The organism is Geotalea toluenoxydans JCM 15764, assembly GCF_001311985.1.
Classification (GTDB): domain Bacteria; phylum Desulfobacterota; class Desulfuromonadia; order Geobacterales; family Geobacteraceae; genus Geotalea; species Geotalea toluenoxydans.
In genome coordinates this window covers 45,372-66,791 of sequence record NZ_BBCJ01000027.1, presented here as the reverse complement: position 1 = coordinate 66,791, position 21,420 = coordinate 45,372, and the positions used below count along the sequence as shown (strand labels likewise).

Genomic DNA, 21,420 nt, shown 5'->3' with positions numbered 1-21,420 from the left:
TCCGACAGACTCCTAGCCAGAAATGCACTACCGGCAACCCGGATCAGGTTCATCCCAGGAACCGCCGGCAACATACCCCCTGCCACGCATCCGCCAAAGCAACCCGACAGCTCTATGCACCGTCGCACCCTTTGGGCGTCTTCATCAAGTTCTCCCGCAAGCTTCTTTTTGCCATGGAATGCACAATTGATGACAGTGTCATCTCCTTGAGATTCCCCAAGGGCACGGGAAGAGACGGACAGGGGTAAACATCACCGCTGGCCGTGATGGAAAGCATGGTATTGGCTGCCTGGCAACTCCCTTCCGGGAAATGAAGGGTCGGGAAAAACACCCGCCACAAAAAAGGGTCGTGGATAACAACCTGCATTTTGTCAGGCTTGGCCACCTCTTTTATTCCATCGGAGAGTTTCTGCCGCTGTTGCCAGTCCAAGGCAAAATAGCCTCCACCATAGGAGAGCCGCTGCATGGGCAATACCAGCGATAAACCATGATTGGCGCAGAACGAGTATATCTCCGGCAGCTGATGGTAATTATCAGCTGCAACGGCAAAAGAGATCCCTGGTACCGGTACGCCGGCAGTTCTGAAATCATGGCGATTAACTCGGGCAAGGTCTGCTGATTCTTCAATAGCCACATAGAGATTTCTAAGGCGGTAATGGCAGATCTGATCCAGAAGTGCGGGAGTAATGGTTGCCAGGGAAATGGTCAAAGAAAGGGCAATCTGAACCGGGGAAAATAATTCCAGTAATGGCAGGTAAATGGCGCCGGGAGTGGCCTTCGTAGCGGTGAGGTCGAGACTGAGTATCTTCAGCGCCATGATCTGCTCACCGACACTGAGACAATCATTATCAGCAGCGTCGGCAGGCAGATCCCAGTAAATCCTGATGGGAGTTTTCAGCTCACTGATATTCATGGCTGCCAGCAGTGGGGATCGGGACTGTTGAAATCGCCGGTCAACGCAAGGCACGGGCGCTGCAGCCCCCAAGGCATTCATTGTAGTCGCTGCAGCCGACACATTTGCCCGTCGCCACTTTGTTGCGCAGCTTTTCCAGAACCGATGAGCTCTTCCATAGCTCCTGAAGGTCGTCGGCAAGGATATTGCCGATGAGACGGGTATGAAACCGCAGGGGGTAATGTCGCCATTGGACTTTATGTTCAGGGACAGCTTGCCGCAGACACTCCCCTTGACCATGTTGTTGGTGTCATGCATTCCCAATGAGGCGATTATCGGATCGTCAAGGGAGATGTCCAGCTTACGCCCCCGCTGTTTTTCCATTATCGCCTCCGCGTAAAATGACTGCCATTCCTCAGGTGTCAGGTCCAGATCATCCCTGTTGGAATAACCGAGGCCCGAACATTTGAAATTGTGGAAGTTGAGCTGCTCCACATGGAGTTTTTCCGCCAAATCTATGAGCGGAGCAACATCACGGTGGTTCAACTTGCAGATAACTGTGGAGATGGAAGTCTTTATTCCTGCCTCCTGCAGGTATGCCAAAGCATTTACGGCACGCCCGTGGCTGCCCGACACACCACGGAAATCGTCATGGATGGCAGGGACGTGGCTGTCGATGCTGATGCCCACCTTGCTGAACCCGGCCTCTTTCAATTCCAGGGCTTTCTTGCGGTCGATGAGGTAACCATTGCTGTTCATGGATACTCGCATGCCGCTTTGGGCAGCACAGGAAGCGATCGTCGCCAAGTCCTGACGCAGCAGCGGCTCGCCACCGCCGAAATTGACCGACATGACACCAGCCGTGGCAACTTTCTCAAGACAGTGGCATAACATACTGCAGTCTATTTCTTTCATGGCATCATTGCGGCTATAGCAGTGGCGGCAGGCGAAGTTGCAGTTATTGTTGACTGCCCAGTTTATGGTAAGCGGTGCCTTAAGCTGAATTTCACCCATAGAAGATAAACCCTTTCTGCTCCAGATCCTGCAAAAACGAATGCACATCCTGAGACAGTACTGCTCGTTCTACCTCAAAGTCAGCCAGTAAGGAATCGATGATCTCCTCGACGGTCCTGCCGTCGCAGATCTTCCATATTTCGGTGCCCATCAGGTTCAGAGTAATCATGATGCCGTCCGAGAAGAGCAGCGAGGTGGCCACTTCTGTCACGTCGCTCCCCTTCTCAAGCCCTGCGCTCGCTTCCAAAAGAGAGTCCTCTTCCTCGCGCCACATCACATCAGGTTTCTAAATACCTTTTTCAACAACACGCCCTCCTTTATGGAATGTTGTATCAGCGACCAATGCAGGAAAGGCAAAGGGCCGACAGGGGATTTATCTTTGTGCAAACCTTCGCCAGAAAGCAAGAACTGCCCCAAGACACATGATTGCGAAGCCGCAGAAAACAACAGGCCGGCCGGATCTTTCACTATCTGAACGCCTGCGAAGGAGCGGCCATTTCCGTCAGTTCCAGTCTGTGTGTGATAGAAATAGAGTCCCTGCCAGGAAAAAGGTGCGTTGATTTCCGATGTTCCCGAGACAGGGGGCTTGTCATCACTGGATAGCTGAAGATCGACACATCCTCTTGAGCTGGGGGTTTTTATAGGAGACAAGTTTGAAAGCATAAGGAAAATCGGCAGGCAGCGTGCTGTTACCGGAGGTGTCGGTTGTGCCGACGATCCTGTCCCCTTTGTGAACCACAAGTACCAGCCTGAGGTTTTTGGGCTCAAAATCCGTGACCGAGACACGATAACCGGGCAGTTCAAAACTTTCACCGGTGGCAAGGGTGAACAGGCCGTACTTTTCGCTACCCTGCAGGACACCGACGCGGACCGGCACCGGGTAATACTGGCGATTTATCTGCTTTACCCATAGCCGCATGTGGAATGGGGCTTCCCTCTTCAGGTCCCAGCGAAAGGCCTCGTCTACAAAGGTGCCTTCATAAACGTTCACCGTGGCCACATAACCAAAGGAGGTGATCACACAGCCCAAAAGAGTAACCAGAACCCCTCCGTGAAGAACGAGGGTCGATCCGGCCAACGAGCGCCACCTTTTCATGCTGCAGCAGATAAGGTTCAATGCCATCAGGGCCAGCAGACTGACAAACAGTGGGCTTGAGTAAATCGCCCGTGATTCGGTGAAGGTTCCTGGTATTGCAACGATGGTCAATACACCGAAAAGGGCAATTGCCAGTTCCGTTGAGGAGAGCCCATTGATAATTCGTGATTTCAGACCCGGTGGCAGCAAGACAGAACCTTTCGTCCCCAGAGCAGACTGTGCATCAGATTAACTTCTTCGCCTTGAGAAATTCCCGGGCCAGCTTGTTCGGTTTATCCTCGGCCTTTATCATTTTGACCATTCTGGAATAGCTGTTGTCATTGACAATCCCGGAGAGCTTGTTGATCAGCTTCGGTAGAGCCGGCAGATTGCCTAAAATCTCTAGAGAAATAACCGGTGCAACCAGCTGGCTGGAGCCATTGCCGGTCAAGGTGCCCAGTGGCTCAAGCCAGACAAGGTTGAATGTCTTGCGATGCTCCCTTTTTACAATCTCGAATGCAGTTTTGGCGTTGGCTTCCCTAGGTCGCTTGACCAGCTCCAGCCCGTGGTCTGTGTTTTCAATGATCAATCCCACCTGGCCGTGCTTGACCGCATTGTAAATTTCGGCCCCGGTCTTGAAGGTAAGAATTTTGACGGAGGTGCCGGTCCTCTCGGTGACAAGGACGGAGATCATTTCAGCAAGCAATTGATCATTGGGGGAGTTGGTGACACCGATATAGAGCACCTTGCCGACGCAAGCCCCGGCTTGGGTTGCCATAACGGCCAGAAGGGTAAATATCACCAGCACAACCAACCTCTTCATAAAACCTCCTTCTCGCATCAGCTATTTTGCCGTTAATACCACGTCGATTGCAATATCCGATTGGGATGATACTGCAGGCAACCGTTTTTCCAGCTTCATTCCAGGACCAGTGGGAAAGGTTACGGCGGCACCGACAAAATATTCGCCTGGAGGCAGATAAAGGGTGTACAGGCCGGTTTCCTCGGTCCAGCCGGAGACATAATCTGGCAGCTGGCTCACCTCCCTTGTGGCGTTGACCAGCACATACGCCGAGCTGACAGGTGCCCCCTCACCGTCTACCACTCTTCCACTGACCTTGACCATATCCTCTCTGGCTTTTTGTTTGCCCCTCGCCACCTGGCGTATATCGCAACGATAAACTGCCGTTCAACGAGCCCTTCATCAGCGGCATCAATAGCCGCAGGTTCGCCTGAATGCTGGGCCACAGGTGACAGTGGACCATACTTGCCATCCTGCCGCACCCTTGCCACCGCCCAATATCTTCTGCCTGCAGGCAACTGGATTGCGTAGCTGCCCTCCTTATCCGATGATCCTGTAATGAAGTCAGCGGGGCGCCTGGTATTGGGACTGTCGTAGATGAAAACCTCGGCACCGCAGACTCCCTTGCCGGCCATATCGACAACCTTCCCGCGGAAGATGAATGTTTGCGCAGCCATATCTTCACCATAACTGAAATTGGCCATGGACAACAAAAGCAAAATTGCGAGTGCTGATTTTCTCATTGCACTATATTCCCTGTCTTGACCCGCTTTGAGAGAAATGGCTCAAAAATTACCAGGCCTATGCCAGGCTCATTACGGCCGTCAAAGATGGTATTAGCCGGGATACCCTCCCCCACCAATTTCCGGCGGCATCCACATTTTCGTCGTTAAAGTCGCCGATTCTGACGTTGTAGCCGGTGTTGTCAAACAGGTTGCTGCCGTTGATTTTCAGACCACTGCCTTTTTCTCTGACAAATACACCCGTTTCGTTCCTGGTTATGTCGCTCGCCTCAATGCTCCCATTGCCACGATAGGAACGGATACCTATGGAATTATCCCTGAAAAGGCACCGTTTAATGGATACCGGGCCGCTTCTGAAACGCATGCCGCCATTATTGTTGCGGAAAATGCTGTCGGCAAGGGACAGTTTGGTAAAATGGCTGTGCAGGCCCCATTGAGCATACTCGAAAACCGCATGGGAGATGACACTGCCGTTTGCATGCTCCAGAAGCACCTCGTCCCACGTACCCGGCAATTTTTTACCTGCGGAGGTGAAAATGACTTCGCGGCCTTTTTCACCTCTGGCAACGATTTTACCGTTGACTGTCATTCCTGAACCTTCGGCAAACAAGACTTTAGTTCCAGCCAAAAGAGTAAGAGTACTCGCCGTGGGAATCTGGAGCCTGCGATTTGCGATAATCTCCCCTTGCCATACGGTCGGAGTGGCCACGCTGGCCAGCGGCCAGACGAAGGGCACCGGTTGTGTCAATGGATTATCGGAAATGATGCGGCCTCGGGAAGGATGGTTTCTGCGATCAAAGATCACCCTGCAGGCTCATCATTCCCCCACCAGTTGTCCGGTGCTTCCACATCGTTTGTACCTTCCTGATCAATTGCCCAGAGTCCGTTGCCCATGAAGCTGTTGCCGGTAAGGGTTCCGGTAAAGGAGAGCAACCCTAGTCCCCGTTCACCATTGGCGGCAATCTGGTTCCCTTTGATCTCGGCTCTGGTTTCCTGCAGATTCACCCCGTTGAGGCCGTTGTTCGCCACAAAATTTCCGAAAAGCTCTATATTGTCGGAATTTTTCAGGGATAAGCCTGTTTCAGCATTATTGGAGACAACGTTACGGTTAAACCTGCCGGAAAAAGTGTCAGCTACCATGAGGCCAAATCTGTTACCGTCAATCAGATTCTCTTCCATAATGGTAACCCCTTCCCTGAGTCTCAGTCCATCCCTCCTGTTGCCAATGAACTCGTTTTGCCTGACCTGCAGGTTACATCTGAAGAAGTTTCCCCCTATGTAATTGCTGCTGATCAGATTGCCTGACATATGGATAGTGGAGTTCCTGCCCTGGATGCCACTCTTGTTTTCATACAACCGGTTGCCATGGAGCACAACCAGGGATTCCTGAAATTGAATAGCGCGGTAGTTTCCCTTCAGCACTGAATGTGTCACCGCCACATTGGAAAAATGAAAATGGAGCCCTCGATAGGCGCCCTCTATCTGGCAATATTCGATCAGGTTCTGGACTCCATCGCTGCCCATGATGTTTATAGCGTCCCAGTCAGCATCCGACCTGCCTTTTTCGGCCGAACGAAAGATGATCGGTTCCCTGGCACTCCCCTTGGCCAAAATACTACCCTGTATCATCAGTCCATTTTCGCCAATCCCATCACCATTTGAATCTCTTCTGCTGAATTCGATGACCGTACCCGGAAGTATCGCCAGCCTGGCTCCTTCTGGCACTCGGATGATCCCTTTGACGATGATGCGCCCTTGCCAGATTGTGCTGCCCAGAAGCACCTCATCATGGTAGATTCTACTGACAGGCAGGTCTTTTGTTGTGCTGAGAGGAATCTGAGCTGCCGGCTGTTGGAGATCGGCAGCATGGAGATCCTTTTTTCTGTTGTTGCCAATGGTTGAGTTGTGCTGCAGGATCTTGGCACCGCTGAAGGCGTAGACTCCGAAATCATTGTCGGCAACAGTAGTGGATTTGAGGACCACAGAACTTTTTGGCCCGATTGCCGATACTCCATACCGGTTCCCATTGATTTTGCAGTCGTCCACTGTTGCCGTTCCCTCAATGACATGCAAGGCAGTTTCCGCATTGTCTATGCTGCATCCACTGAGGAAAGCCCTGCCGCCATCCACGATCAAACCAGCCCATGAAGCATTTTTGGCTTCGCCAGGCGAAGAAAATTTGACCGGGAAAGTCCTTGTGCCCTCCACTTTCAATGTGCCACGAACGGTGATCTCGGTAAGGGGAGATATGTATTCAGGATCAGTCTTGGTAGTATCAGCGGGAATTACCCTTACAACAGTGCCAGGTTTGAGGGTCAGGGAGATACCTGACGGAACAATCACATCTTCGTTGACGGTGACTTCTCCCTGCCATGTGGTATCGGCCGTTAACAGGGTTGCAAACGCAAAAGCAGGAATTAGCAGGCACAGGGCAAAGGCAACCAGGAAGGTAGTTTTTTCATGGGCAGAGTCATGGCTCGATGAAACTCTAAAAGGATGGGGTTTACCTACTGCAGCAAAAATTAGATGGATCTCAATATACTCCAATCAGAGCGCAAAGGCAAAAGATGATTGCGATGGGGCACCAGCAACTTCTGCGGAAAAAGAAAAAGGGTCCCCGGAAAAATTTTCGGAAACCCTTTTAAAATGGTCGGTGCGACTGGATTCGAACCAGCGACCACTAGACCCCCAGTCTAGTGCGCTACCAGGCTGCGCTACGCACCGATATGCTACAATGTATTTCTCAGATCCTGCAACTGGGCAACCGCATGCTGTACAATCTGCTTCAGCCTCTCGACTCGCCCGCTGTTTCCGTCGCCAATTGTTTCTGAGTTGCTAATTTTTTCTCCAAGCCTTTTGCGGGCTCCGTCTATGGTCAGCTTTTCATCATAGAGCAACTGCTTGATCTGCTTAACTACCTCAAGATCTTCCTTGGAGTAGAGTCTCTGTCCGCTTTTGCTTTTCTTAGGATTTAAATCGGTGAACTCGGTCTCCCAGAAACGCAGCACAGAGGGCCTCAAGGCTGTTAGTTCCGAAATCTCTCCGATTTTGTAGAATAGCTTGTCCCGAATTGAAGCATCCCTGAAGAGAACTACTGATTGTTGATGGCGGCTTTAAGCACCTGACTCGGCTTGAAAGTGAGAATCTTCCTTGCAGAGATGGTAATTTCTTCCCCGGTCTGGGGATTTCTCCCGCGGCGATCTGCCTTTTCCTTGACGACGAAATTACCGAATCCAGCGATTTTGATTTTATCGCCCTCTTCAAGGGTGCTTTTTATAAGATCAAAGACAGTCTCGACGAGTTCTGCCGATTCTTTTTTTGAAAAACCAACCTTTTCGTAAATCCTTTCAACAATATCAGCTTTCGTCATAAACCCCTCAACTAAATCAGTAATTCGGTGGGCAGCCAAGTTCGACAGCGCGTTGGTTTATATCACAGGGGGAATCCATAATCAACCCATTTTTAGCGAATGGAGGCATTTAATTTTTGCTGCAGCATCTGAATAACCTGCTGGTGAACGGGATTGACTTCCTCATCCGTGAGCGTTTTTTCCTTGGAGCTGTAGCGGACCCTGATGGCAATGCTCTTCTGTCCTGCCGGGATATTACTCCCCTTGTACAGGTCAAATATCTCTATCTGGCAATCTCTGCAGCCTTAACCTTCCTGGCGCAGTTGACGACAGCTTCAGCCGAGACATCATCGTCGACAAGCAATGCAATATCCCGGTAAGTATCAGGGAAACGCGAGGGCGCAGAGACGGTATGGTCCTCCCTGCGGCACTCAACCATTTTTTCGAAGTTTAACTCAAAATAGAAGAGCGGTTTTTCAAGACCGTATGCTTCCTGAACGGTAGGATGCAACTCCCCCAAGGAGCCGATCACATCACCGTTGCAGATTATGAAGGCGGATTTCCCAGGGTGATAGAACGGCTCAGGTTCCCTTACCTCAAAGGAATAGCCGGATACGTCCAAGGCGGCAAAAATATTTTCCAGGATGCCTTTGACATCGTAAAAATCGACCTCTGTCTTGGCCTGGTTCCAGCCTTCAGCACTGCGCAATCCTGTCAACAGACCGGCAACGAACGGGGGTTCCTCGGGCATCTCATCTGCATGCTTGGCAGATATATGCGCCGCATCTCAAAGATGCGCTGGTTCAGGATGCGGAAGCTGGCATTTCTTGCCGCCGTTTCAAGCAGCCCTGGAAGCAGCGTCGTACGCATTATGGACTGCTCGTCAGAAAGGGGGTTGAGAAGCTGAATTGTGTTACGCCGGTAGTCATCTTCCGCAAGGAGTATCTTGTCATAAGCATCGGGGGCAAAAAAGCTGTAGTTGATGACCTCGCTCAAACCCTGGCAAACAAGCAGATCTTTAACCGTTTTTGCACTGGTCAAATAGGATGACTTTGTTTCGGAAAAAATCCTTGCCTGTGGCATTGTCACCGGAATATTCTCGAAACCATGCAACCTGGCAACTTCTTCAACCAGGTCGATCTCCCGCTCGATATCCACACGGTAAGAAGGTACAGTCACCTCCATAATCCCCTGATCACACTTCGTAACCTTGAATTCAAGCCTTTCGAATAGTTCCTTTATATCAGCTGCCGAAAGTGCGATACCGAGCACCTGGTTGACCCGATCGACACGGACCGGTACCTGCCTTTCCGGAACAGGCTGAGGGTACGCATCGATAACCCCCTTGGCAAGGTTCCGCCGGCTAGTTCGACAATCAGGGAAGCTGCACGATCAAGGGCAATAGGCAGGATGTTCACATCGGTGCCGCGCTCGAATCGATGTGAGGACTCGGTATGGAGCCCCAGACGTTTGGAGGTGCGGCGAATGGCCGAAGGATTGAAATAGGCGCTTTCTATCAGAATATCGGTGGTGTCATCAGCTATTTCCGAATTCTTTCCCCCCATGATCCCGGCCAGCGCAACCGCCCTCTCCCCGTCGCAGATGGTCAGATCCGAGGACTGCAGGGTTCGTACCTGGCCATCAAGGGTGTCAAACTTCTCCCCCTCTGCTGCCTGCCTGACAACGATTTTCCCTTTTGACAGGAACTTGAAGTCGAAAGCATGCAGCGGATGCCCATATTCCATCAACACATAGTTGGTGATGTCCACCACGTTGTTGATGGATCGCTGCCCGACGGCTTTCAGTCTGTTTACCATCCACTGGGGGGAAGGTCCGATTTTACTGCCTGAAACATAGCGCGCTGTGTAGCGCGGGCAGAGCTCAGGCGCCTCAATCGTTACCGAGGTGATGTCGGTCACGGCAGTTGCACCTTCCACAGGCCGAAGTTCCGGGTATTTTACCTTTTTCCCAAGCTTGGCGGCAACTTCCCTGGCAATGCCGATTACGCTGAGACAATCGGCCCGATTTGGGGTAAGGCCGATTTCAAAGATGGTATCCTTCAGACCGAGGGCTGAAAACACAGGCATGCCGAGCTGCAGATCCGCTGACAGAATCATGATGCCCGCCGATTCTTCGGCGAGACCAAGCTCCTTTTCGGAACAGAGCATACCGCAGGATTCTTCGCCTCTTATCTTCGAGCGCTTGATCTTGAATTCACCGGGGAGAACAGCGCCGATCTGGGCCAGGGCAACCTTGTCACCCGCCTTGAAGTTCTGGGCGCCGCAGACAATGGTCAATATTTCGGTCCCATTATTGACCTTGCACAATGACAGCTTGTCCGCGTTGGGATGCTGGTTTTTCTCCAGAACCTGGGCGACGACAACATCGTCCATCCCTGCGCCCACCGTCTCGACGCGCTCAACCTCCAGGCCGAGCATGGTAAGAAGGTCGGAAAGTTCTGCCACGGGCAAATCGCAATCAACAAATTCTCTGAGCCAGTTATAGGTAACTATCATATTCTCACACTTTAAGATTTATTGAGAAACTAGAACTGCTTGAGGAACCGCAGGTCATTTTCGAACAACAGCCGCATGTCGCTGATACCGTATTTAAGCATGGCAATACGCTCGATCCCCATACCAAAGGCAAAACCGGTATATGCTTCAGCATCGTAATTGACATGCCGATAAACCTCGGGATCAACCATACCTGCACCGAGGATTTCCAGCCAGCCGGTATTCTTGCATACCCTGCACCCCTTGCCCTTGCAGATGACACAGGCTATGTCAACCTCGGCACTGGCTCCGTAAACGGGAAAAAACTGGGCCGCAGTCTGACCCCGGTATCCTTGCCGAACAGCTGATTGATGAAGTTGGTCAGAATGCCTTTCAGATCGCCGAAGGTTATCCCCTTGTCAACCATCAGTCCTTCTATCTGGTGGAACATCGGTGAATGGGTGGCATCGGAGTCGCAACGGTAAACGGTGCCGGGGGCGATGATCCGCACCGGAGGCGGTTGCTTGAGCATGGTGCGTACCTGAACTGGAGACGTATGGGTGCGAAGCAGCAAGGTATCGCTGATGAAAAAGGTATCCTGCATATCGCGCGCAGGGTGATCTTTGGGAAAGTTCAGGGCTTCGAAGTTATAGAAATCGTGCTCTATTTCTGGTCCTTCGGCGACCAGAAAGCCGAGTCCCGCAAAAATATCGGAGATTTCTTCAGTGATGAGAGTAATGGGATGCCTGGTGCCGACGGGAAGTCTTCTGCCGGGAAGTGTTACGTCCACGCGCTCCGAGCGAAGCTTTTCAGCCTTGCCGGCCTCTCGTATCTGCAATGCTGCAGCATCGATTCTTGTTTCGAGCTCAGTCTTGACCTTGTTGACAATCTGTCCGATAAGCGGACGTTCCTCGGAAGAAAGACTGCCCAGCCCCTTCATGACCGCTGTCAGCTCACCCTTCTTGCCGAGATATTTTACCCGCAGGTCCTGTAAAGAATCTTCGGTTGCAACATGCCCAAGCTCTGCTGTGGCTGCCGACAAAAGTGCCTCTAGTTTTTCCCTCATAGCGTTACCTTGTATAAAAAAAGAAATGAGATGACTTCATCCCATTTTCTTTTTTGAAAGTGTTTATTTTATGTGCTAAGCGTTGGCCTTGGCCAGCGAAACAATCTCGGCAAAGCCACGTGGGTCGGATACAGCCAGATCGGCCATTACTTTCCGATCGACCTCCACCTTGGCCTGTTTAAGACCATGGATAAGTTTGCTGTAGGAAATTCCGTTTATCCGAGCCGCTGCATTGATCCTGGTGATCCAGAGTGCGCGGAAGTCCCTTTTCTTGACGCGCCGGTCGCGGAAGGCATAATTCAATGCCCGGTCCACCGCTTCGGTCGCACTTCTGAAAAGTTTACTCCTGGCGCCCCGGTAGCCTTTGGCCAGCTTTAACACTTTGTTCCTTCTCTGTCTCGCTTTAAAACCTCTTTTAACGCGTGGCATACATACTCCTTTTGTTGTTTATTTGCCGGATCCGCAAGGGGAGACGTTTCCTCACGGTTCACGGACTTTAAGGCGGTGACGGGGGTAACGAGTAACAAGTAACAAGGATTCTATCCCGTCACTCGTCACCTGTCCCTTGTCACTGTTTTTATTACATGTAAGGGATCAGCTTGGCGATATTCTTGTGATCGACAGCCTCGACGATAGCGCCCTTGCGCAGGTTACGCTTGTTTTTCCTGGTTTTGGAGGTAAGAATATGGCTGGTAAATGCATGACTTCTTTTGATCTTACCTGTTCCGGTCTTGCTGAAGCGTTTGGCAGCGCCTCTGTGGGTCTTGATTTTCGGCATGGTCCTTCTCCTTATTTCCTTTATTTCGTTTTCGTTTTAGGGGCGACAATGATGAACATGCTGCGCCCTTCCATTTTCTGTTTTACCTCTACGATTCCTATATCCTGCAATTCGGAAGCAAAGTTGTCTAGGGCACTCATGCCCAGTTCCTGGTGGGTAATCTCCCTTCCTCGGAACACGACGGTAATCTTGGCTTTATTCCCCTCTTCGAGAAATCTCCGAACATGTTTTATCTTGAACTGCAGGTCATGTTCATCGGTCTTTGGTCTTAATTTGACCTCTTTCAATTGAACCTGAACCTGCTTTTTCTTGGCTTCCTGCAGTTTTTTGCTCTGCTGATACTTGAATTTGCCGTAATCCATGATCCGGCAAACAGGTGGCACGGCAGTAGGTGAGACTTCAACCAGATCCAGCTGCTGGCTCTCGGCCAGAGCCAATGCTTCACGGAGTGGCAGGATACCAAGCTGCTCGCTCTCAGCCCCCACAACGCGAACTTCTTTTGCCCTTATTGCCTGATTGATGTTGACTGTCGGTTTAGCTATGACGCCACCTCCTCAATGAAAGCCTTTGACTTCCTTTTCTATGAATTCAATGAACTCACTACACTTCATGCTGTCAAGATTCTTGCCGTCCCGAAATCTTGGAGTAACCATGCCCGCTTCGACTTCTTTATCACCAATAACCAACATATAAGGTATTTTCTGCAGTTGAGCTTCACGAATCTTGAAGCCAAGTTTCTCGTTGCGGAAATCCTGCTGAACCCTGAGGCCAGCTGCACGTAACTCTGCATACACCTGCTGGGCAAAGGACAGTTGATTGTCGGTAACGGTAAGCACAACCACCTGGACGGGGGAAAGCCAGACAGGAAAACTGCCGGCAAAGTGCTCGATCAACACGCCGATAAAGCGCTCGATGGAGCCGAGAATTACCCGATGCACCATGACAGGGCGCTTCTTTTCACCATCTGCGTCGATGTAAGTCAGATCAAAGCGCTCTGGGAGCGTAAAATCGCACTGGATTGTAGCACACTGCCACCTTCTGTCAAGGGAGTCGCGCAACTTGATGTCGATTTTAGGGCCATAGAACGCACCGTCCCCCTCGTTGATCTCGAAAGGACGCCCGGAATCCTTAAGCGCACCGAGCAGAGCATTGGTGGCCCGATCCCAATCCTCATCAGACCCAATGGATTTCTCAGGACGGGTGGAAAGCTCCATCTCGAACTCGAAACCGAAAACTCCCATCACATCCTGCACAAAGGAGATGACCCCCTTGATCTCTGCATCCAGTTGTTCCGGGGTGCAGAGTATATGGGCGTCGTCCTGGGTGAAGCAACGGACCCGCAGAAGGCCGTGCAGAACGCCGGCTCTTTCGTGGCGATGGACAGTTCCCAGCTCGAAAAGCCTAAGGGGAAGGTCACGGTAGCTGCGAAGGCGGGACTTGTAGATCATCATGTGGGAGAGGCAGTTCATCGGCTTGATGCCGAAGGATTGCTCATCCACCTCGGTGAAATACATGTTCTCGCGATAGTTGTCGTAATGGCCGGAACGCTGCCAGAGGTCGGTCTTCAGAATCTGTGGACCGACAACGATATCGTAGTCCCGCTTCAGGTGTTCCCTGCGCTCGAAGTCCTCGATGATCGTCCTGAGCATGGCCCCCTTGGGATGCCAAATGACCAGACCGGCCCCGACCTCGTCGGAAAACGAGAAAAGATCCAGCTCCTTGCCCAGCTTCCGGTGATCGCGCCGTTTCGCCTCTTCAATGCGTGCCAGATAAGCATCAAGCTCTTTCTTGTCGGCAAAAGCTGTTCCGTAAACCCTCTGCAGCATCTTGCGCTTTTCATCGCCGCGCCAATAAGCACCGGCGATTGAAGTAAGTTTGAAGGCTTTGATATGAGAAGTGGAAGGGAGATGAGGTCCCCGACAGAGGTCGACAAAATCACCCTGCCGATAAAGGGAAACAGTTGCAGCACCCAAATCTTCAATGAGCTCCACCTTGTAGTTCTCGCCCAGATCACCGAACAATCGTATGGCATCAGCGCCCGTAAGGACCTGGCGTTCAATCTTCAGGTTGGCTTTGGCCAGCTCCTGCATCTTATTTTCTATTTTTTCCAGGTCTTCGGGAGTAAAGGGATGGTCCACATCGAAATCGTAGTAAAAGCCGGTCTCGATGGCAGGCCCGATGGTCACTTTTGCCTCTGGAAAAAGTGCCTTAACCGCCTGAGCCATAAGGTGAGACGTGGAATGCCTGATAATTTCCAACGCCTCGGGGCTCTTCTCGGTAATTATTTCAACCTTGGAACCATCCGGCAATACCGTTGCGAGGTCGACCAGATCACCATCCACCCTGCCGGCAATGGCAGCCTTGGCAAGACCGGCGCCGATGGAAGCAGCGAGATCATAGACCGACGCCCCTCTAGGAAGTGTTCTTTCCGAACCATCCGGCAGCTTTACAGTAATCTCGCCCATAAAAGACCCCTTAACAGAAAGAGGCATCGAACCTCGATGCTCCCTAGACCTCAGACCGGCAGGTTTATCTTTGGTAGGCGCGGGCGGTTTCGAACCGCCGACCCCTAGCGTGTCGAGCTAGTGCTCTACCCCTGAGCTACGCGCCTAAACAAAAACAGACAGTACTTTTAGCAGGGCAGGCAGTTGATGTCAAGGATTTTATCAATCAGCTGTTTTTTTGTTACCGCAATCTTGTCCGGCAATTACTGATTCGATCGCCGATATCACTTGATCCACGGTAATGTCATCCATACACCGGACATTGTGCCGGCATGGAGGAATAGTGCCATACAAGGAGCATGGCGAACAAGCAGCCCGCGCACTTACCACGCTGCCACTGCTGCCTTGGGGTGCCCACTTGGCGATACTGCTTGGACCAAAAAGTGCAACCGATGGAACATCAAGCCCTGCAGCAAGATGAAGTACTCCAGAGTCACCACTCACCAATACATCAGCCTGGGCGATTATTGCGGCAGTCTCTAGCAGGGAAGTCCTGCCGGCAAGGTTCACACCGCCTTCCCTGGCGATCTCATCTCCAATGGAAACATCCTCCCGTCCGCCTATAACCACGACTTTTTTCTGGGGAGCCAGCTTAGCAGCAAGGAAAACGAAACGATCTTTTCCCCAACGCTTCTCTCGCACGCTGGCCCCGGGAAACAACGCCACATATTGTGCTACTCCCTCCAGCAACGAAGACACAGCATGGACTGCTGTTTCCGGTATGTGGAGAAACGGCGGCCTAGAGACAGCGGGGATGGCTATATCGAGGGGGTGGAGCAGCGACAGGAAGCTTTCCTTCTCGTGGTCGTCAAGTGAATACGATACCGGATGGGTAAACTGACATGCGCGCTCGTTGGTCCCGAACCCGATTTTGACGGGGGCACGGACTAACCTCGCCACGACTGCCGAGAGGCGGTACCACTGCTCGGTGTCGATGACCACGTCGTAGCGATGGCAGAGGACGGTTGAGAGGTCGGCAATGGCATCATAGCGGTATACCGTCCGGACCCCCTGAGCAAGTTCGAATACTGATGCGTTTCTTCTCTCCGCCAGAATATCGATTACGCAGTCAGAGTAGGCGTGTTTTATGGCGTTTATGGTCGGGATGAGCAGAATGGCATCCCCGATGCCGCCGGGACGGATGAGGAGGATTCGTTGGGGAGATGAGAATGAGCGTACGTACGTCCGAGGACTCCAAATCTTGACTCCCACTCCTACCAACCGGTCAACCAACTTAAGCATTCTAATCTTCACTTTACCATCAGCCATGCGCCCGATATACCTTATATCTATGATTTTGCAAGGATACGATTATAGAGTTCAAGATAACGTTCAGCAACTTTGGCAAGGCTGAAACCGGACTCTATCGTGTAACGGGCCTGACGAGCCAGAACGGCTCTTCGGCCTGGGTCCGCCAGCATCCAAGCTATCCCATCCCTAAGCTCTCGAACATCTGCAGCCCTGGCAAAATAACCGTTCACACCGTGAGTGATTAGATCGCCAACACCGCCAACAGAGTATGCAACGCAGGGGGTGCCACAAGCCATTGCTTCCATTGCGGTGAACGGTAGGCTTTCCTGCAGCGACGGCAAAACGAACAGATCTGCGGCCCTGTATAGGGTTACCAGTTGATCATCTGCCTTGATAGGCCCATAGGAACGGACAGGGAAACCATGCAATTCATTTTCTTGAAAATGCTATCCCCGAATAAAGCCAGGATCAGGCTTTTCCTCGGCAGACTTTCTGCTAGCGAAGATAAAGCCGATTCAAGTAAATTAAATCCCTTGTTTTCATCCTGAGTAAATGATGAAGCCCCATAGAGTAAAACTATCGCATTGGGAGGAAGACCTAACGCTTCCCTGGCAATGGCTCGATCTCCCGGAGAGAATAAGACGGTATCAAGCCCATTAGGGATAACCTCAACCGATGATGAACCGAGCAATGAACTGGACTGTGCGCAATTTGCAAGCCACTGGCTCGGCGCCACATACGTAACATTGAGCCCGGGCCAGTAATGAGCCTTCCGTTGCCAGCCCCAGCGACTCAGATCATGCTCATGCCGCCGGTTAAGCTGCGGACATCGACCACACTCGAAATGATAGCGTGAACAATCCCGTGGTAGATGGCAGCCTCCAGTAAACGCCCAGGAATCGTGAAGCGTCCAAACAATTGGCCGGGATAACCGCCCAATAGCTGCAATGGATAGAAAACCATGGCCAACACCATGTAGATGAAGAATATCCGGAGAGCAAGCCGACACTTCAGTATCAATATTCTTTGGCAGCCAGGCAAGGCTCCAGGGAGGACTAAGACGCGAACGGTAGCAGAGTAACGGCAGTCCATCCACGTACGGCCTCAACCTGGCCGCTTTTTGAGCATACAAACCTCTGGGTCCAGACACCAATGGGTCATCACTTTGCTTGAATTGGACCAGCATCCGACAATCAATACCGTTATGATTCAATTGCCGGAAAAGCCGATGAGCTGCTCTGGCTGCCCCCCCTTCATACTCGAATGTGCTGAGCATCAGAGCCTTCACAACGTAGTTTCCTTCCAAAGCAAAAGCCACGCAGATGAAACTTTCTGGTCACAACGCATCTCGCCCCCAATTTTACCCATGACGAAAACCCAATCTGATAAATCTTCCCCCAGTGAGATAATGAATAATATTTCCCATTTTCTGCATAATTGGCCTGGAGGATAGAACTTTTCTCGTAAGAGCCGCATCGTACTCAGTATCAGCTGTCACATTCCGGGCATTATTCAAAGGAAAGTTACACGGGTAAACTGGAAGCTCTGCAAAAATATGGTGGGGATCAACAGTATGGGTTGCATCGGCATTGAAACCGATATTTGAAATAAGATTTTTTGATGGGACTATCGTCAAACCGGCCAAGATGAGTTGGGCAAAGGTCCACTGGTAATCCCAGGTGTCGACAAGCCCCGCAGCAACCCTATCGAAATCAAGCACTCTTTGCCGATAAAGGGGACCACCGCCAAGCACCTCTCTGATTCTTTGGCGTATCCCCGGCGTTCCCCAATGAGATATGGTCACATCATAGTTTTGCCAGGCCCTGCGCCAGGTCGCCATCCCCATATCCCGCCATTCAGTGAAAAATGGTACCCCTGTATGTCCGCTTTCCATGTTCTAAGAGGATTGGAGCCGCAAATAGACATGACTTTCTCGTCATCCCTATACCTACCCAGCAATTCCTGACAGAAACGAAAAAAAGTCGGATCGGGCAAACAATCGTCCTCCAGAATGATTGCCTCTTCTACCTGCTGGAAAACCCAGTCAAGACCACTGGCCACACGTTTTTTGCAGCCAAGGTTCACGTCAGAATAATTACGCGAAACCTCACAGGGCCAATCGATGCACGCTACAATACGCCGAACTTCAGCACACGAGGCAACATCGCTCGAACGCCCTTCCCGTGGCCCATCGGCAATGATAAACAATCGTGTCGGACGGGTTTCCCGGATCGCGGCAAAGACACGTGAAGTGACTGAAGGTCTGTTGAATACCAGCAGCACAACTGATATTGTAAGTCTGAAACTTTCCATCATCCTTTGTCCTTTGTGGCAATACAGCCTTTTATGCTGATCAGGCATCTCCCGTGAAGCGCTTTTAGGACATCCAGGAGCTTATAGGTCACGCCAATTATCGGTTTGACCAGGGTGCGGAATCCCTCATATAACTTAGGAGATCTGGGTTTCCATTCCGTGCGGTATAGATATTTTAAATACTCCCCTCTGTACCGGTGCTCGTTCATGTAATGCCACGGTTTAGAGGACGTCGTAAAGTGAATGACGGCAGGATTAGCAACCGCTTCGGCCACGGCTTTTCCCGAATACGAGGATAAAGAACGCAGGTCAAGCATATCGGTCTGAAGGTTCCACTTCGGATGTAACGGTAGCCATTTGCCGCACAGGACGGCGTTCAGCGCATCCTGGTCATGAAGTAGAAGAACGTCCGGGTGCTTTCGGATGAAATTATGGGCCTTGTCACCGATACGTTCCTCCCGCCACCGGTCCAGGTTGACCAGCATGACTCCGGAGTTGAAATATAAGGTACCACCCGGCAGAAGCAGATCTACGTGTCTGTCGAACTTGGGTTCTTCAACGGCTGCCACGGCACAACCGTTGAAGTCAGTGTCCCACAGTTCAGTTAAATCCTTATTTATTATGATGTCGCAATCGAGGTACAAGACCTTCCTGACACTACTGTCAAGAATCTCGGAAACGGATATTCTGTAGTAAGCGGCCTGTCGTATATGATTGCTTAGAGGGTACCGTTCGAACCGGTACCGGTCCATTGCAACAAACGTAATGGCGGCCCGGTACATCTCTGTCAGTCTCGTCAGTCTGCCTATGTCTTCTCTGCTTATGCCGCCATCCAGTATTGTTATTGTGAAGATTGTATCAACCGATGACGAATTTAACAATGAGGTAAGCATCACACCCAGGTGGCGCGCATACTGCTTGTCCGCGGCTGTAAGGACGTTTATTTTCCGCATGTATCATGCACCCGCAACATATCGCTCAGTCTTTCAACAAACCATATTCTAGTACTCCGGTCGGTCAACCCGCCCGAGGCCTCTGCCAGATGCTTGAGACACCCTGTGGAGACATCAGCAGCTACGACATCGGTGCCCAACTCCAGCGTATGTCTCGTGAGATTGCCGTACCGGCACCGAAATCAAGCGTGCGGGGAGGCGTTGCCCCTCTGTGCGTATCTGACCCAGGGCCCATTGGAGTTCCGTACGGATCCTGGTCTGCTCGGTGCTGTTGAATATCTCGACATGCTGCTGCTCATAGAGAGGGAACATGCTATCGCATATGGTCTTGTTCTGCTCTGTCAGTTCATTCTGCATGTTCTATCCGTTATTTGGGCAAGATACGCTTGGCGATATTTCTGACACGGCCGATATTTCTGGCCATAAACGTACTAATCGGCCGGACGGCCGGACGGCTGAACAGCGAACCGTCCTGCGCTATCGATGTGCCGTAATGGAGCAATGCATATCGGGACGCCTTGTGGAATCCCCTCCTGGAAAAACTGACCAGGCATTCTGCCAAGAACTGTTTTACGCTGCCGGGGGAGGATGAAAGGTCCAACGTACGCAAAGTCTTCAACATGCCATCAATCAGGAATTCATTACATTCTTTGACATGTAGCGGGCTCATTGTGATCGTGCCCTGTTCCCCATGCTGACGGACCTGCAACAATACCAGCGGCAGATGAATAAAGTCGAAGTGCTGCGCCATTCTGAACCACATGTCATAATCCTGCGTAGTACGCAGATTTTCGTTGAAGAGCCCGACCGCGGCAAAACATTCCCTGGGGATCAAAACAGAGCAGCCATGTACTGGGTCGGCAGTAATAAGCGCACGACAAAACTCTTCAGGATTGTAGTAGTCAACCATCGTCCTAATCACCGTACGATGAACGTCTATCACATCGTAATCACAGTATAACACTACCGGCTTTTCACTCTCCATAATGAAGGCAATTTGTTTACTGGTCTTGTCCGGATAAAAAACATCATCATCTGAGCCATGAAAAATAATCGCCGGACATTTCACTGATGCCGACATTAAGAGCTGAAGCCACACCGCCATTCGATTTGGCAACATATCGTATCCGGTTGCCATAGGAGAGAGCTATGCGTTCAGTCTCACCATCATCATTCGACCCATCGTTGACCACTATTATTTCGCAGTTGCTATATGTTTGAGCAAGTGCGCTGTCAATGGCGTCACGCAAAAAGTTACCGCCGTTGTACACCGGTATAATTATAGATACCTTAGGATTTTGCGGCTCCCCAGTTATAACCTCATCGATGATACACATAAAATTAGACAAATTCCTTGTGAACGAATGACTTCAACATGCCGCTCAACAAGGTGTTGTAGTTCATGTAGTAGCACTTGACACACCGGGAGCCATCCAAAGGCAATGCGCTTCTGGCGAGAATATCTTGAGCTTTACCGAGACAGAGTTCTTCAGGCAGGTCTCTTGAAGGAACTTCCAGCGCATATTGGACACCACAGCAGGCATAGATGTTGGCATCGGGGCCGATCAACGGCTTCAGAAATCCAATGTAGCAGTCTCCGCCGCGGTCATAAGCCTTTCTCCCCTGATAAACAACTCTTCCGTCGCCTACCCCTTCCTTGCGGAGAATATTTCTAAGGGATTGCATGTAAACCTCTTCAGGCTGGAACAAATCTGCCACAAATCGAATGTGAGTAAAATTGTGTTCGTTGGCAAAACTGACTATCTTAACAATTTCCGCTATGTTTGGAGTATTTAAGACAATGCCCAGTCAACGCCCGATGATGCAGTAACCACATCACTGAGATGCTTACTATAGATCTTACTGAATGAACGTTGATCATGGTTGCTGATTCTGCACCAGGACATCTTGTCAAGAGTTTCCTTTGGTACTTTATGCAGCAGAAGACCATTGGTTACCAGTCCGATTTTTATTGAATTCGCGTCAAAACAATCCACCAGGTCGTTAAAACGAGGATACATCAGCGGCTCTCCACTGCCGGTGAGTAACCGCTTTTGTTCCGGCTTTCGTGCATTTTTCAATGATTTTGCGAGCCAGATCGAAGTCCATCTCCAGGGTTGCATCACGTTTAGAGCAGCTGCAGAACCGGCAATTCATGTTGCACTTATTGGTAGGCAGGAATTGA

General features: G+C 51.0%; 23 protein-coding genes, 2 tRNA genes and 2 pseudogenes. All 27 read right to left on the bottom strand.

Annotated elements, in window-relative coordinates; all coding sequences use genetic code 11:
* Positions 1–112: 112 nt before the first annotated feature.
* On the bottom strand, positions 113–1,906 hold the full coding sequence (locus tag JCM15764_RS24550; RefSeq protein ID WP_243689217.1) for a GeoRSP system radical SAM/SPASM protein: 1,794 nt from the start codon (positions 1,904–1,906) through the stop codon (positions 113–115).
* On the bottom strand, positions 1,899–2,180 hold the full coding sequence (locus tag JCM15764_RS16310) for a GeoRSP system PqqD family peptide chaperone (protein WP_054697608.1): 282 nt from the start codon (positions 2,178–2,180) through the stop codon (positions 1,899–1,901). Before JCM15764_RS16310 ends, JCM15764_RS24550 begins: the two co-directional genes overlap by 8 nt.
* The gene (locus JCM15764_RS24545) at positions 2,180–2,374 is read right to left on the bottom strand and encodes a hypothetical protein (protein ID WP_243689216.1); all 195 of its coding nucleotides are present in this window, start codon (positions 2,372–2,374) and stop codon (positions 2,180–2,182) included. Before JCM15764_RS24545 ends, JCM15764_RS16310 begins: the two co-directional genes overlap by 1 nt.
* Positions 2,375–2,498: 124 nt before the next feature.
* Positions 2,499–3,191, bottom strand: coding sequence for a cytochrome c biogenesis protein ResB (locus JCM15764_RS16305; protein WP_243689215.1), 693 nt, complete (start codon positions 3,189–3,191; stop codon positions 2,499–2,501).
* Between the two features lie 34 nt (positions 3,192–3,225).
* Positions 3,226–3,804 (bottom strand): glycine betaine ABC transporter substrate-binding protein, encoded by a 579-nt coding sequence (locus JCM15764_RS16300; protein ID WP_054697605.1) that lies wholly within the window; start codon positions 3,802–3,804, stop codon positions 3,226–3,228.
* A 21-nt stretch (positions 3,805–3,825) separates the two neighbouring features.
* Entirely contained in the window at positions 3,826–4,086 is a 261-nt protein-coding gene (locus JCM15764_RS24540) for a hypothetical protein (protein WP_243689214.1), read from the bottom strand.
* On the bottom strand, positions 4,080–4,460 hold the full coding sequence (locus JCM15764_RS24535) for a peptidase associated/transthyretin-like domain-containing protein (RefSeq protein WP_243689213.1): 381 nt from the start codon (positions 4,458–4,460) through the stop codon (positions 4,080–4,082). Before JCM15764_RS24535 ends, JCM15764_RS24540 begins: the two co-directional genes overlap by 7 nt.
* A gap of 124 nt (positions 4,461–4,584) precedes the next feature.
* Positions 4,585–5,331: a right-handed parallel beta-helix repeat-containing protein gene (locus JCM15764_RS24530; protein WP_243689212.1), complete on the bottom strand. Its 747-nt coding sequence runs from the start codon at positions 5,329–5,331 to the stop codon at positions 4,585–4,587.
* Positions 5,328–7,073 carry a right-handed parallel beta-helix repeat-containing protein gene (locus JCM15764_RS16290; protein ID WP_243689211.1) on the bottom strand — a complete coding sequence of 582 codons (1,746 nt, stop codon included), beginning with the start codon at positions 7,071–7,073 and terminating at the stop codon, positions 5,328–5,330. Before JCM15764_RS16290 ends, JCM15764_RS24530 begins: the two co-directional genes overlap by 4 nt.
* A gap of 100 nt (positions 7,074–7,173) precedes the next feature.
* Positions 7,174–7,250 (bottom strand) — tRNA-Pro (locus JCM15764_RS16285).
* Positions 7,251–7,255: 5 nt separating this feature from the next.
* A complete protein-coding gene (locus JCM15764_RS16280; RefSeq protein WP_439645317.1) occupies positions 7,256–7,534 on the bottom strand; it encodes a MerR family transcriptional regulator in 279 nt (92 codons plus the stop codon).
* An 83-nt stretch (positions 7,535–7,617) separates the two neighbouring features.
* Positions 7,618–7,896: an integration host factor subunit alpha gene (locus tag JCM15764_RS16275; RefSeq protein WP_012648430.1), complete on the bottom strand. Its 279-nt coding sequence runs from the start codon at positions 7,894–7,896 to the stop codon at positions 7,618–7,620.
* A 92-nt stretch (positions 7,897–7,988) separates the two neighbouring features.
* Positions 7,989–10,391, bottom strand: a pseudogene (gene pheT / locus JCM15764_RS16270) (phenylalanine--tRNA ligase subunit beta).
* Positions 10,392–10,420: 29 nt separating this feature from the next.
* Positions 10,421–11,436: pseudogene (pheS, locus tag JCM15764_RS16265) on the bottom strand (phenylalanine--tRNA ligase subunit alpha).
* A gap of 75 nt (positions 11,437–11,511) precedes the next feature.
* A complete protein-coding gene (gene rplT / locus JCM15764_RS16260; RefSeq protein ID WP_012648433.1) occupies positions 11,512–11,865 on the bottom strand; it encodes a 50S ribosomal protein L20 in 354 nt (117 codons plus the stop codon).
* A 151-nt stretch (positions 11,866–12,016) separates the two neighbouring features.
* Complete coding sequence (gene rpmI / locus JCM15764_RS16255; protein ID WP_012648434.1) at positions 12,017–12,214, bottom strand: 50S ribosomal protein L35; 198 nt, start codon at positions 12,212–12,214, stop codon at positions 12,017–12,019.
* A gap of 20 nt (positions 12,215–12,234) precedes the next feature.
* Positions 12,235–12,756 carry a translation initiation factor IF-3 gene (gene infC / locus JCM15764_RS16250; protein WP_041267183.1) on the bottom strand — a complete coding sequence of 174 codons (522 nt, stop codon included), beginning with the start codon at positions 12,754–12,756 and terminating at the stop codon, positions 12,235–12,237.
* 12 nt (positions 12,757–12,768) lie between these two features.
* A complete protein-coding gene (gene thrS, locus JCM15764_RS16245; protein ID WP_243689210.1) occupies positions 12,769–14,679 on the bottom strand; it encodes a threonine--tRNA ligase in 1,911 nt (636 codons plus the stop codon).
* A gap of 71 nt (positions 14,680–14,750) precedes the next feature.
* Positions 14,751–14,825 (bottom strand) — tRNA-Val (locus JCM15764_RS16240).
* A gap of 55 nt (positions 14,826–14,880) precedes the next feature.
* Positions 14,881–15,960 (bottom strand): glycosyltransferase family 9 protein, encoded by a 1,080-nt coding sequence (locus JCM15764_RS16235; protein WP_243689209.1) that lies wholly within the window; start codon positions 15,958–15,960, stop codon positions 14,881–14,883.
* 47 nt (positions 15,961–16,007) lie between these two features.
* Complete coding sequence (locus JCM15764_RS28665) at positions 16,008–16,397, bottom strand: glycosyltransferase (protein WP_054697583.1); 390 nt, start codon at positions 16,395–16,397, stop codon at positions 16,008–16,010.
* Positions 16,340–17,257, bottom strand: coding sequence for a glycosyltransferase (locus JCM15764_RS24525; protein WP_243689208.1), 918 nt, complete (start codon positions 17,255–17,257; stop codon positions 16,340–16,342). Before JCM15764_RS24525 ends, JCM15764_RS28665 begins: the two co-directional genes overlap by 58 nt.
* Positions 17,258–17,329: 72 nt before the next feature.
* On the bottom strand, positions 17,330–17,863 hold the full coding sequence (locus JCM15764_RS16220) for a hypothetical protein (RefSeq protein ID WP_243689207.1): 534 nt from the start codon (positions 17,861–17,863) through the stop codon (positions 17,330–17,332).
* A 418-nt stretch (positions 17,864–18,281) separates the two neighbouring features.
* Complete coding sequence (locus JCM15764_RS16215) at positions 18,282–19,235, bottom strand: glycosyltransferase family 8 protein (protein WP_054697574.1); 954 nt, start codon at positions 19,233–19,235, stop codon at positions 18,282–18,284.
* A 367-nt stretch (positions 19,236–19,602) separates the two neighbouring features.
* Entirely contained in the window at positions 19,603–20,355 is a 753-nt protein-coding gene (locus JCM15764_RS16205; RefSeq protein WP_243689206.1) for a glycosyltransferase family protein, read from the bottom strand.
* Positions 20,267–20,572: a glycosyltransferase family 2 protein gene (locus tag JCM15764_RS28660; protein ID WP_369412352.1), complete on the bottom strand. Its 306-nt coding sequence runs from the start codon at positions 20,570–20,572 to the stop codon at positions 20,267–20,269. The genes JCM15764_RS16205 and JCM15764_RS28660 overlap by 89 nt, the downstream gene beginning before the upstream one ends.
* A gap of 4 nt (positions 20,573–20,576) precedes the next feature.
* On the bottom strand, positions 20,577–20,921 hold the full coding sequence (locus JCM15764_RS16200) for a hypothetical protein (protein WP_054697566.1): 345 nt from the start codon (positions 20,919–20,921) through the stop codon (positions 20,577–20,579).
* Between the last annotated feature and the right edge of the window lie 499 nt (positions 20,922–21,420).